This is a genomic window from Streptomyces sp. NBC_01275 (genome assembly GCF_026340655.1).
Lineage (GTDB): Bacteria > Actinomycetota > Actinomycetes > Streptomycetales > Streptomycetaceae > Streptomyces.
Window position 1 is genome coordinate 1375450 of the sequence record NZ_JAPEOZ010000001.1, and the last position, 12218, is coordinate 1387667.

At 70.4% G+C, this 12218-nt stretch carries 8 protein-coding genes, 1 pseudogene and 1 riboswitch; of the genes and pseudogenes, 3 read left to right on the top strand and 6 right to left on the bottom strand.

Annotated elements, in window-relative coordinates; genetic code table 11:
* Positions 1 to 34: 34 nt before the first annotated feature.
* From OG562_RS05780 to OG562_RS05795, 4 genes and pseudogenes are all read right to left on the bottom strand, one after another.
* On the bottom strand, positions 35 to 799 hold the full coding sequence (locus OG562_RS05780) for a carbohydrate ABC transporter permease (protein WP_266409047.1): 765 nt from the start codon (positions 797 to 799) through the stop codon (positions 35 to 37).
* A 95-nt stretch (positions 800 to 894) separates the two neighbouring features.
* A complete protein-coding gene (locus OG562_RS05785) occupies positions 895 to 1893 on the bottom strand; it encodes a carbohydrate ABC transporter permease (RefSeq protein ID WP_266394424.1) in 999 nt (332 codons plus the stop codon).
* Positions 1894 to 1964: 71 nt separating this feature from the next.
* The gene (locus tag OG562_RS05790; protein WP_266394427.1) at positions 1965 to 3257 is read right to left on the bottom strand and encodes an extracellular solute-binding protein; all 1293 of its coding nucleotides are present in this window, start codon (positions 3255 to 3257) and stop codon (positions 1965 to 1967) included.
* A 169-nt stretch (positions 3258 to 3426) separates the two neighbouring features.
* Positions 3427 to 4775: pseudogene (locus tag OG562_RS05795) on the bottom strand (family 43 glycosylhydrolase).
* A gap of 395 nt (positions 4776 to 5170) precedes the next feature.
* On the opposite strand from OG562_RS05795, the gene OG562_RS05800 reads away from it, so the two are divergent.
* Complete coding sequence (locus tag OG562_RS05800) at positions 5171 to 7132, top strand: amino acid transporter (RefSeq protein WP_266394430.1); 1962 nt, start codon at positions 5171 to 5173, stop codon at positions 7130 to 7132.
* A gap of 249 nt (positions 7133 to 7381) precedes the next feature.
* Positions 7382 to 7906 (top strand): hypothetical protein, encoded by a 525-nt coding sequence (locus tag OG562_RS05805; RefSeq protein ID WP_266394433.1) that lies wholly within the window; start codon positions 7382 to 7384, stop codon positions 7904 to 7906.
* Positions 7907 to 8014: 108 nt separating this feature from the next.
* Here OG562_RS05805 and gcvP read toward each other — a convergent pair whose 3' ends face one another.
* A complete protein-coding gene (gcvP, locus tag OG562_RS05810; protein WP_266394436.1) occupies positions 8015 to 10900 on the bottom strand; it encodes an aminomethyl-transferring glycine dehydrogenase in 2886 nt (961 codons plus the stop codon).
* Between the two features lie 184 nt (positions 10901 to 11084).
* Positions 11085 to 11180, bottom strand: a riboswitch (glycine riboswitch).
* A gap of 113 nt (positions 11181 to 11293) precedes the next feature.
* Between gcvP and OG562_RS05815 the strand changes: the two genes are divergently transcribed.
* The gene (locus tag OG562_RS05815; protein WP_266394438.1) at positions 11294 to 11665 is read left to right on the top strand and encodes a PRC-barrel domain-containing protein; all 372 of its coding nucleotides are present in this window, start codon (positions 11294 to 11296) and stop codon (positions 11663 to 11665) included.
* A 16-nt stretch (positions 11666 to 11681) separates the two neighbouring features.
* On the opposite strand, the gene OG562_RS05820 is transcribed toward OG562_RS05815, so the two are convergent.
* Positions 11682 to 12143, bottom strand: a complete 462-nt coding sequence (locus OG562_RS05820) for a nucleotidyltransferase domain-containing protein (RefSeq protein WP_266394440.1) — start codon at positions 12141 to 12143, stop codon at positions 11682 to 11684.
* Positions 12144 to 12218 lie beyond the last annotated feature (75 nt).

Genomic DNA, 12218 nt, shown 5'->3' on the forward strand with positions numbered 1-12218 from the left:
CGGTGGGTGTGAGCCGTACGTCCACGGGCGCGGGTCATCCCTTCGTCGCGCCGGCGGTGAGGCCGCCGACGAGCTGACGCTCGGCGACGGAGTAGAAGGCCAGGGCGGGAACCATGGCGAGGACGAGATACGCGAAGACGCGGGCGTACTCCGCCGAGTACTGGCCCTGGAACTGCTGCACGCCGATCGGGATGGTCCACCAGGTGGGCTCGTTGAAGACCAGCAGCGGCAGGAAGAAGTTGTTCCAGCTGCCGACCACGGCGAGGACGGACACCGTGCCGAGAGCGGGCCGGGCCATCGGCAGCAGGATCCGCCAGAAGAAGCCGAGCGGCCCGCAGCCGTCGAGGGTGGCCGCCTCCTCCAGCTCGGCCGGAATCTCCCGGAAGAAGCCGCGCAGGATGACGATGGTCATCGGCAGCCCGAAGGCGGCCTGCGGGAGGATCACGCCGAGCGGGTTGTCCAGCAGGTCCAGGGAGCGCAGCAGCAGGAACAACGGCAGCGCGGCCACCGCGAAGGGGAACATCAGCCCCATCGTGAACAGGGTGAACATCACCTCCCGCCCTCGGAAGGCGAACCGGGCGAAGGAGAACGCGGCGAGCGCGGACACCGCGACGACCACCAGGGTCGTACCGGCCGCGATGAGGGTGCTGCTGCCGACCAGCTGCCAGAACGAGCCGGAGCCCAGGATGTCGGTGTAGTTGGAGACGACCCAGGAGTCGGGCAGGCCGATGGGGTTGCGGGAGAGCTCGTCGGTGGTCTTGAAGCCGGACAGGACGGCATAGACCAGGGGTACGGCCATCAGCGCGCCGACGGCGATGAGGACGAGGTGCAACGGAAGGGTACGGCCGACCCGTCCGGCCTTGGCCTTGTTGATCCCGTGGGTCTTGCGGGCGTTCACGAACCGCCTCCCCGCATGGTCGTGGTCGCCCCTTCGAGGTCGCGCCGGAGCACGAACCGCTGGTAGGCGAGGGCGAAGACGAGGCTGATGCCGAACATGGCGACGCTGATCGCGCTGGCGTAGCCGACCTGGTAGCGCTTGAAGCCGTACTGGAACATGGTCACGGCCATCGTCTCGGAGTGGTGGTCGGGGCCGCCGGCGGTGATGACCCACACCAGGTCGAAGAGCTGGACCGAGCCGATCACGGACAGGAAGACGCTGATGCGCAGGGTCGGCGCGAGCAGCGGCAGGGTGACGTTGCGGAAGCGCTGCCAGGGCCCGGCGCCGTCGATCAGCGCGGCCTCGGTCAACTCGGCCGGGATGGACTGGAGTCCGGCCAGGTAGAGCATCATGTGGAAGCCGAAGTACTTCCATGTCATGACCAGGAACAGGGTGGCCATGACGGTGGACGGATCGGCGAACCACTGCCCGCCCACCCCGTCCAGGCCGATCGCGCCGAGGACGTGGTCGGCGAGACCGTCGTCCGGGGCGAAGATCATGCTGAACAGCACGCCGGTGATCGCCTCGGAGAGGATGTACGGCGCGAAGAACAGCATCCGGTACACCGCCCGGCCGCGGATCCGCTGGTTGAGCGCGACCGCCAGGGCGAGCGCGAACGGCAGTTGGAGGGCGAGCGAGAGGACGACCAGGACCAGACAGCGCCACAGGTCGCCCAGGAACACCGGGTCGTCGAGGAGCCGGGTGAAGTTGTCGCCGCCGACGAAGTCCTCGGGCATGCCGAAGCCGCCCCAGCGGAAGAACGAGGCGTACAGCGCGAACAGCATCGGCAGCAGCACGAGCGTGCCGAACAGCACCAGGGCGGGCGCCTGGAAGCCGACGGCGGTGAGCCAGTGCAGTGCACGCCGTCGCGCCCGGCCCCGGGTCGAGCCCGCGACCGGGGGCGGCGGGTCGACGTCCGGGCCGCTGCGCTTGTCCGGGAGGAAGGTGGAGGTCATCGTCTGCTGTCCCTCTCCCTCGAATCCCTTGAATCCCTTGAATCCCTTGAAGAAGTCGAGGTCATCGCCGGCTACTGCTCTTCCTTGGCGACCTTGGTGATCGACTCGGTGACCTGCTGGGGCGACTTGGAGCCGGCGATGAGGGCGGCGACGCTGTCGTTGACCTCCTGGCCGAGGGCGGGCGCGTACGCCTGGTCGAGATAGAGCTGGAAGCCGGTGGCGGCCTTCAACTGGGCTTGTACGGCCTGGATGTTGGGGTCGGCGACGGCGCTCTCGGCGGACGGCACCACCGGCAGCACGCCGGTCTTCTTGACCAGCTCGGTGTCGGTGGCGGCCGAGGCGAAGAACTCCAGGAAGTCGACGGCCGCCTGCGGGGCGCCCTTGCGCAGGGCGTGCCCGCCGCCTCCGCCGAACACCTCGGTGATCACGCCCTCGCCGCCCTCGACCGCCGGGAACGGGAAGAACCCGAGGTCCGCGCCGAGCCCCTTGCCCGCGTCGGCCTCCACCGCCGGGGCCCACTGCCCCATGAGCTCCATCGCCGCCTTGCCGTTGCCGACGGCGGCCGCCTGGCCCGTGGGGGTGGAGTAGGCGGCCCCGAGGAACCCCTTCTGGAACGGCTGCAGATCGACCAGGTCCTGGAGGTGCTGCCCGGCCTGCACGAACCCGTCCCCGGTGAAGTCCTTGTCGTCCCCGGCCTTCCGCAGGGCGTCGAGACCGGCGGTGCGCATCGCGAGATACGCCCAGTAGTACATGCCGGGCCACTTCTCCTTGCCGGCCAGGGCGAGCGGGGTGACCCCGGCGGACTTCAGCTTCCGTACGGCGTCGAGGAAGCCGCTCCAGGTGGTGGGGGGCGCGCTGACGCCGGCCTGCTTGAAGAGCGCCTTGTTGTACCAGAAGCCGATCATGCCCATGTCGAACGGGATGCCGTAGGCCTTGTCGTCGATGAGGTACGGCTCCCGGGCGACCGACAGCAGACCGTCCCGCCACTCCTTCGTGCGGTCCGTCAGATCCTCCACGAGCCCGGCGTCGACCTGCTGCTTCAGCACGCCGCCGCCCCAGGTGTGGAAGATGTCGGGCAACTTCCCGGAGGCGGTCAGCGCCGTCATCTTCGACTTGTAGGCGTCGTTCTCCAGCTGGACGATCTTGATCTTCACCTTGGGGTTCTGGGCCTCGAACTTCTTGGCGAGACCGGCCCAGACGTCCTTGGCCGGCTGGGTGGTGGAGATGTTCCACCACTCGATCGTGGTCGTCCCCGACGACCCTCCGTCCGAGTCGCCGCCGCAGGCGCTCAGTGCCGTCATGCTCAGACCGGCCGCGGCGGAGGCCGCCAGGAAGCCGCGGCGGGACAGTGCCGGGTCGCCCATCATGCGCTCCTTGGGATACGGGACGGCACAGCCTGTCCGTCCACAGCGAGATCGAAAGTTTCGGACTGGATCCAGAAAGCTTCGCTGCTGCCGCACCCTAGAGACACCCTCCGATGGGTGGCAACCCCTTGAACACAGGGAATCCACCGGCCTGTTCGGGGAAGGGCGGTCAGCCGGACGGGCGGTGCTCGAACCAGTCGAAGGCCGCGGCGCCCTCCGTGACGTACATGCCGATGACCCGCCCGGTGAAGCCGCCCGCGACCTGGGTGGACAGATACCGCCCGTCCACCTCCGCGAGCGACAGTCGCCCTTCGGTGGTTTCGACCGAGAAACCGATCGTGTCGGGCCCGGCCGCTCGCACCCCGGGGACCTGCTGTCCGACAGCGGTCACGGTGGGCGGCAGCACGTCCGACGTGCGCGTCTCGGCCACGAGGGTGAGCGGCCCGGGCGGTGCCGGCCGCCGCACGACCCACTGCCGCACGGGCCCGATCCGCACGGACGCCCCCACCGTTCCCCCGCTCACCTCGACGTCGTAGTGGTGGGCCTCGTCGAGGCGCACCGACAGCCCGGCCCGCCCGGAGCCGGGGGCCGGCCGGACCGCCGTACGGCAGTCGGGGTACTGCTGCCGTCGGCCGACGAAGGTGTGGCCCGGCCGGTCGAGGCTGCCGCCGGCGGCGGTCAGCGTGAGCTGCCCCGGCCGCGCGTCGAGCGACCAGGAGCCCTCGGGCCTGCGCCGCGGCGAGATCCAGTACGGCACGAGGGCAGGCGCGTCGAAGTCGTCCCGCTCCGGTTCGGCCGGCCGGGGGTGCCAGGCTCCGCGCGGCGCCGGGTGCCGCTCGCGCACCGGGCCCAACCGGGGCCAGCCGTCGACCCACTCGACCGGGGCCAGGAAGGTCTCCCGGCCCAGCACATGGAACTCCGGAAACCAGCCGCGCGGCCTGGTGCCCAGCAGCACCGCCCACCAGCTGCCGTCGGCCGCCTCGACCAGATCGGCGTGGCCGGTGCACTGGATCGGCCGGTCGGCGCCTGCGTGGGAGAGCAGAAGGTTCGCCGGCGCCGGTTCATAAGGCCCCCTCGGGGAGCGGGCGCGGGCGATCGAGACGCTGTGCCCGTGCGCCGTGCCGCCCTCCGCGAGCAGCAGGTACCACCACTCGCCGACGCGGTAGAGGTGCGGGGCCTCGGGATGCTGAAGCCCGCTCCCGGACCACACCGACGCCGGCCCTTCGAGCACCTTCCCGGTGGCCGGGTCGATCCGGGCCACCGTCACCCCCGCCAGCGCGCACCAACAGGAACCGTCGTCGCCCCGGGCGAGGTCGGGGTGCGGTCGAGGACGTTCCCGATCTGCCGCCAGTGCACCAGGTCACGGCTGTGGAAGAGGGGTACGCCGGGGAAGTACTCGAAGCTGGAACAGACCAGGTGGTAGTCCTCGCCCACCCGGCAGACGCTGGGGTCGGGGTGGAATCCGGGGATGACGGGATTGCCGTAGGTCCGGCGGTGGGTCTCGTGCTCCGTCCGCATTGCCTCAGTCCCTCCGGGAGACCGAAGCGGTCGAAACATTCGGTCTCGTCGACGAACATTACGAAGCGGACTGTAGGCGGCCGCCCCGAGGGCGACAAGAGCGCGCGGCCCGCCCGGGTGCCCCCTGGGCGCTCGCCGCCCGCCCCGCCCATGACGCTGAGTGTCCGCCCGGCCGAACCCGCCCCGTGACCCCCCATACAGCCGAATCGCTCCCAAACCCCCCTGGAGCTCCTTCCTTGTCGCACAGCCTGTGCTCAGAGGGCCAGTCTTAACGGAAGCTTGACGCCCAGGACCCCCTTATCCATGGGCCCGTGCGTCACGCTCTGCTTACGCTGGTGCCGCCGTCCGCGTGATGGCCGAAACCGCACGCTGAGCCGCACATCAGGAGCACGCCGATGGCCACCACCCAGCACCCTCCGCCCAGTCGCCTGCGCGCCTGGATGCTGGAAGGCCTGTCCGACATGGGCAAGGGCCACGGCCCCGCTCACCAGGCGACCCCGGACACCAAGACCGAGCCCGAGCACAAGGGCCAGCGCTGGTACCGGGTGATGTGCCTGACCGGCGTCGACTACTTCTCCACCCTCGGCTACCAGCCGGGCATCGCCGCCCTCGCGGCCGGTCTGCTCTCGCCCGTGGCGACCATCGTGCTGGTGATCGTCACCCTGGCCGGCGCTCTGCCGGTCTACCGGCGGGTGGCCGAGGAGAGCCCGCACGGCGAGGGCTCGATCGCGATGCTGGAGCGGCTGCTGTCCTTCTGGAAGGGCAAGCTGTTCGTCCTGACCCTGCTGGGCTTCGCCGCCACCGACTTCCTGATCACCATCACCCTGTCCGCGGCGGACGCCTCCACCCACCTCGTCGAGAACCCGCACCTGACCAGCACCCTGCACGACAAACAGATGGTGATCACCCTCGTTCTGGTCGCCCTGCTCGGCGCGGTCTTCCTCAAGGGCTTCCTGGAGGCCATCGGCGTCGCCGTCGCCCTGGTGGTCGTCTACCTCGGCCTCAACGTCGTCGTGGTGATCGTCGGGCTGTGGCACGTGGTCACCGAGGGGCATGTGGTCACCGACTGGTCGGCCGCCCTGACCGCCGAGCACGGCAACGTCTTCGCCATGATCGGCGTCTCCCTGCTGGTCTTCCCCAAGCTGGCCCTGGGCCTGTCCGGCTTCGAGACCGGCGTCGCGGTCATGCCCCACGTCCAGGGCGACCCGGACGAGACCGAGGAGAACCCCAAGGGCCGCATCCGGGACACCAAGAAGCTGCTCACGGCCGCCGCCCTGATCATGAGCGTCTTCCTGATCGCCACCAGCTTCATCACCACCTGGCTGATCCCGGAGAAGGAGTTCGAGTCCGGCGGCAAGGCCAACGGCCGCGCCCTCGCCTATCTGTCGCACGAGTACCTGGGCAACGCCTTCGGCACGGTCTACGACGTCTCGACCATCGCGATCCTCTGGTTCGCCGGCGCCTCCGCCATGGCCGGGCTGCTCAACCTCATGCCCCGCTACCTCCCCCGCTACGGCATGGCCCCGCACTGGGCCCGCGCCGTCCGCCCGATGGTCATCGTCTTCACCCTGGTCGCCTTCCTGGTCACCTGGATCTTCGACGCCGACGTCGACGCCCAGGGCGGCGCCTACGCCACCGGCGTCCTGGTCCTGATGTCCTCGGCCGCCATCGCGGTGACCATCGCCGCCCGCCGCGCCGGACAACGCGGCTGGACCATCGGCTTCGCAGTCGTCTCGGCGGTCCTCCTCTACGTCACCGTCGTGAACGTCATCGAGCGCCCCGACGGCGTGAAGATCGGCGCCTGCTTCATCGCCGGCATCATCCTGGTCTCCCTGCTGTCCCGGCTGGCCCGCGCCTTCGAGCTGCGCGTGACCAGCGTGTCGCTGGACTCCATGGCGGAACGTTTCATCCGGGACATGGCCAGCCGGAAGATACGGTTCATCGCCAACGAGCCCGACCAGCGCGACAAGGCCGAGTACCGCGACAAGATCGAGCAGATCCGCCAGGACAACGACATCCCCGGCGAGGACTTCGTCTTCGTCGAGGTCACCGTCGTCGACCCCTCCGAGTTCGAGTCGGGCCTGACCGTACGCGGCGAGGTCCTGCACAACCGCTACCGCGTCCTGACCCTGGAGTCCTCCTCCATCTCCAACGCCCTGGCCGCGCTGCTCCTGCACACCCGCGACTCCACCGGCTGCATCCCGCACATCTACTTCGAGTGGACCGAGGGCAACCCGTTCGCCAACTTCCTGCGCTTCTTCCTCTTCGGCCAGGGCGAGGTCGCCCCGGTCACCCGAGAGGTCCTGCGCGAGGCGGAGCCGGACCGCGCCCGACGGCCCCGCGTGCACACGGGCTGACCGACCCTTGCGAAACCGCGGGACCCCCAGACCCCGTAAGGGCCCGTAGAGGTCCGCAGAGGTCCGCAGAGGTCCGCAGAGGTCCGTAGGGTCCGCAGAGGTCTGGAGGGATCCGGAGGGATCCGTAGAGGTCCGCAAGAGTGCGGGTCCGTAAGACCCCGTAAGGATCCCGTCAGAATCCGCCCGAACCCCGTCAGAAGACCGTCAGCGCCCCTCCCCCGGGGCCACCCGGCCCCTAGCGTCGGTCTCATGCAGACCCTCAGCAGCCCGCCTCCCCACCCGGCCGAGGACCGCCACCACCGGTCCGACGTCCGGCTCGCTGCGGGCTGCGCGCTCGGCTTCTGCGCGCTGGCCTTTCTGGTCGACTGGGACGCGCGGACCCTCACCCTCCCCCGCGCGCTGCTCTGGCTGACCCTCTCCGCCGGCGTCCTCGCCGTGCTCCTGCCCGCACGGGTCACCGCGGGCCCCGGCTGGCTGACGGTACGCGGCCCCTGCCACCGCCGCACGGTACGCACCGACGCGCTGGTCGCCGTACGGCAGTACGCCGGAGTCTCCGCCCACCTGGTCCTGCGGGACGCCTACGGGGGCCTGCTGGAACTCGACCCCCGCGTCCTCACCGGCAGCCCGCTCCTCTGGCACGAACTGGACACGGGCGTCCGCCGCTCACTGGAACGCGGCACCCTCCGCGAGGGAGCGGACGTACTGGAGCGCCTCGGCCACGAGATCGACGACACGATCGCCGACGCGGTGCTCAAGCTCTCGGGCATGTCCTGAACCCGCCTGACCCGCTCGACCCGCTCGACACACCGAGGGCTCCCGTCCACCACCGGACGAGAGCCCTCGGTCACTGACGCCTCAGCGGTCGACGCGTCTTCGCACGCGTCAGTCCTCGTACGCGTCCAGCGGCGGGCACGAGCAGACCAGGTTCCGGTCGCCGTAGGCCTGGTCGATCCGGCGCACCGGCGGCCAGTACTTGTCGGCGGCGGAGACCCCGGCCGGGAAGACGGCCTCCTCGCGCGTGTACGCGTGCTCCCACTCCCCGCCGAGCGCGGCAGCGGTGTGCGGGGCATGGTGCAGCGGGTTGTCGTCGGCCGGCCAGACACCCGACCCGACCTTCTCGATCTCCGCGCGAATGGCGATCATCGCCTCGCAGAAACGGTCCAGTTCGATCAGGTCCTCGGATTCGGTCGGCTCGATCATCAGCGTGCCGGCCACCGGGAACGACATCGTCGGCGCGTGGAACCCGTAGTCGATGAGCCGCTTGGCGACGTCGTCGACGCTCACCCCGGTCGCCTTCGTCAGCGGACGCAGATCGATGATGCACTCGTGCGCGACCAGCCCGCCGGGCCCGGTGTACAGCACCGGGTAGTGCGGTTCGAGCCGCTTGGCGACGTAGTTGGCGGAGAGCACGGCCACCTGCGTGGCGCGCTTCAGCCCCTCACCGCCCATGAGCCGCACATACGCCCACGAGATCGGCAGGATCCCCGCGGAACCCCAGGGTGCGGCCGAGATCGGCCCCACACCCGTCGCGGGCCCGGCCGCGGGCTGCAACGGGTGGTTCGGCAGATACGGCGCCAGATGCGACCGTACGGCCACCGGGCCGACGCCCGGACCGCCGCCGCCGTGCGGGATGCAGAACGTCTTGTGCAGGTTCAGGTGAGAGACGTCACCGCCGAAGTGCCCCGGCCTGGCGAGCCCGACGAGCGCGTTGAGGTTGGCCCCGTCGACGTACACCTGCCCGCCGGCCTCGTGCACCTGCGCGCAGATGTCGGCGACATGCTCCTCGAACACCCCGTGCGTCGACGGGTACGTGATCATGAGCACCGCCAGCTCGTCGCGGTACTGCTCGATCTTCGCCCGCAGGTCGTCGACGTCGATCTCGCCGTCCTCGGCGGTCTTCACGACGACGACCTTCATCCCGGCCATCACGGCGCTGGCGGCGTTGGTCCCGTGCGCGGACGACGGAATGAGACACACCGTCCGCTGCTCGTCCCCGTTGGCCCGGTGGTATCCCCGTACGGCGAGCAGCCCGGCCAGCTCGCCCTGCGACCCGGCGTTCGGCTGGAGCGACACGTTGTCGTACCCGGTGACCTCGGCGAGCCGCTCCTCCAACTCACGGATCAGCGTGAGATAGCCCTCCGCCTGCTCGGCGGGCGCGAAGGGGTGCAGCTGCCCGAACTCGGGCCAGGTGACCGGCTCCATCTCGGTGGTCGCGTTGAGCTTCATCGTGCAGGAACCGAGCGGGATCATGCCCCGGTCCAGCGCGTAGTCCCGGTCGGCGAGCCTGCGCAGATAGCGCAGCATCGCGGTCTCGGAGCGGTACTGGTGGAAGACGGGGTGGGTGAGGATCTCGTCAGAGCGCAGCAGCCCGGCGGGCAGTCCGTCCTCGGTGACCGCGTCGAGCGCCTCGATGTCGCCGGCGACCCCGAAGGCGGCCCACACGGCGTCGACCTGGGCTCGCGCGGTGGTCTCGTCGCAGGCGATCGACACGTGGTCGGCGTCGACGAGGTGCAGGTTGACCCGCTGCTCGCGCGCGGCGGCGACGACCTCGGCGGCCTTCGCGGGCACCCGCACGGTCAGCGTGTCGAAGTAGGACCCGTGCACGAGCTCGACGCCGCCGGCCTCGAGCCCTGCGGCGAGGATCGAGGCGTACCGGTGCGTGCGCCGGGCGATCGCCCGCAGCCCGTCGGGCCCGTGGTAGACGGCGTACATCCCGGCCATCACGGCCAGCAGCACCTGCGCCGTGCAGATGTTGCTGGTCGCCTTCTCACGCCGGATGTGCTGCTCCCGCGTCTGCAGCGCCAGCCGGTAGGCCTTGTGCCCGTCCGCGTCGACGGACACGCCGACGAGCCGCCCGGGCAGGCTGCGCGCGAACTTCTCGTGCACCGCCATGTAGCCCGCGTGGGGTCCGCCGAAGCCCATCGGCACACCGAACCGCTGCGTCGTCCCGACCGCGATGTCCGCCCCCAGCTCACCGGGCGACTTCAGCAGCGTCAACGCGAGCAGATCGGCGGCGACGGTCACGAGCGCGCCCCGCTCGTGCGCCTGCGCGACGAGCGGCGCGAGGTCGCGTACGACGCCGGAGGCGCCCGGGTACTGCAGGAGCACCCCGTTGATCTCACGGTTGTCGAGCTCGGCCGGAATTCCCTGGCTCAGGTCGGCGACCACGATCTCGACGCCGGTCGGCTCGGAGCGGGTCTCGATCACCGCGATGGTCTGCGGCAGCACCTCCGCGTCGACCAGGAACAGTCCCTTCTTGTTCTTGCCCATCCGCCGGGACAGCGCCACCGCCTCGGCGGCGGCGGTGCCCTCGTCGAGCAGCGAGGCGCCGGAGGTCGGCAGGCCGGTGAGCTCGGCGACCATGGTCTGGAAGTTCAGCAGCGCCTCGAGCCGCCCCTGCGAGATCTCCGGCTGGTACGGGGTGTACGCCGTGTACCAGGCCGGGTTCTCCATGACGTTGCGCAGGATGACCGGCGGGGTGAAGGTGCCGTGGTAACCGAGCCCGATCATGGGGGCGAGGACCTGGTTGCGGTCGGCCAGCGACCGCAGCTCGGCCAGCACCTCGGCCTCGGTGCGCGCGCCCGGCAGGTCCAGCGCGTCGGCGTTCTTGATCACGTCCGGGACCGCGGCGGCGGTGAGCTCGTCGAGCGAGCCGTAGCCGACCTGCGCGAGCATCTTGGCCCGCGCCTCCTGGTCGGGCCCGATGTGGCGCTGCTCGAACGGGATGCCCTGTTCGAGCTCGGAGAGCGGAATGCGATGGGCGGTCATTGCGGAGGCCTCCTGGTCTGACACGACCTTCGAAGGGCACCACTACGTGGGTACCCCGACGGCCTCCCCCTCTGTCATCTCAACCTGAGAGTTTCACCGGCCGCCCGAGGACGCCCGGCTTTCACCGTCGGTGAGAGCGGAAGCCGTCGACGCCGTCGGCACCCGCCCTGCTTTCCAGAGTGACCTCGTCCGTGCGGTACGTGAGCCTGAGAGATTCCGGGGAGGAGTTGCTCCTTCGGCGCCTCCGATGATGGTCGGAGGACTCTCCCGCACGGGGTCAGCAGCCGGTGCCAGACTACCAGCGAGGTCAACGCTGCCTCCCTCGAGTGGCCGCTCGTCCCAATGTGCTCTTTGGTAGTGCTTACGGATGAGTTGCGAGCGAGTGGAGGGCCTGTGCAGACCGACATCGATCCACGCAACCTGATCGGCCGCAAGGCCTTCGACCGCAACGGCGCCAAGATCGGCACGATCGACGAGGTCTACCTCGACGACGCGACCGGTGTGCCGGAGTGGGCGGCCATACGCACCGGGCTGTTCTCCCGCGACGCATTCGTCCCCCTGGAGCCCAGCAAGCTGATCGAGGGCACCCTCCACATCCCCTTCGACCGCGCCCTCATCAAGGACGCCCCCGACTTCGGCGTGGGCCGCCATCTCTCCCCCGAACAGGAACTCCAGCTCTACCACCACTACGGTCTCGACATCGCGGCCCCTCCCGCGCTCCCGGACCACGACTTCGGCAGGCTGGCGGGCACCGACGAGAGCTGATCCGGTCAGGCGCAGGTCAAGCACAGGCCCGTATCAGCGCCGCGACCAACCCGGCGGGGTCGTACAGGGCGCGGGCGCCGTCCGTGACGACTCTGCGGGTGCCGACGTCTACGGGGTCGGTCCGCGCCCAGTCGGGTGAGCCGACGCCCACCTCGACCTCCAGACCGGAGGCGGTGACATGCCGCCACTCCGTGACGGGCCCCCACTGCTGGATCCGGACCACCTCGCCGAGGGCCAGCTCACGCACCCAGGCGTCGTCGTCGGCGTACCGCGAAGGCTCGGTCGTGAGCAGCACGAGATCGACGTCGGAGTCGGGGCGGGCGGCGTCCCGCGCCCAGGACCCGACCAGCAGCAGCGCGACGGCATCGCTGCGGTTCCCGGCCCACCGGGTGACCCGGTCCACGACGGTGCGCATCTCGAGCTGCCGCTCCGCGGACACCCCGACCGTGCTCGCGGTCCCCTCTCCCTGCACTGTCATGCCCCCTCCTCTTCCGATACCGGCACCGCCTCGGCCGACGCTGCCACGGCGCCGCACCCGACGCCAACTGGCGCC

What these genes read in the sequence shown, in the direction of transcription:
- OG562_RS05780 (WP_266409047.1), bottom strand. Translation starts at nt 799, where the DNA reads ATGGCCGTACCCCTGGTCTATGCCGTCCTGTCCGGCTTCAAGACCACC.
- OG562_RS05785 (WP_266394424.1), bottom strand. Translation starts at nt 1,893, where the DNA reads ATGACCTCCACCTTCCTCCCGGACAAGCGCAGCGGCCCGGACGTCGAC.
- OG562_RS05790 (WP_266394427.1), bottom strand. Translation starts at nt 3,257, where the DNA reads ATGGGCGACCCGGCACTGTCCCGCCGCGGCTTCCTGGCGGCCTCCGCC.
- OG562_RS05800 (WP_266394430.1), top strand. Translation starts at nt 5,171, where the DNA reads ATGGCCACCACCCAGCACCCTCCGCCCAGTCGCCTGCGCGCCTGGATG.
- OG562_RS05805 (WP_266394433.1), top strand. Translation starts at nt 7,382, where the DNA reads ATGCAGACCCTCAGCAGCCCGCCTCCCCACCCGGCCGAGGACCGCCAC.
- gcvP (WP_266394436.1), bottom strand. Translation starts at nt 10,900, where the DNA reads ATGACCGCCCATCGCATTCCGCTCTCCGAGCTCGAACAGGGCATCCCG.
- OG562_RS05820 (WP_266394440.1), bottom strand. Translation starts at nt 12,143, where the DNA reads ATGACAGTGCAGGGAGAGGGGACCGCGAGCACGGTCGGGGTGTCCGCG.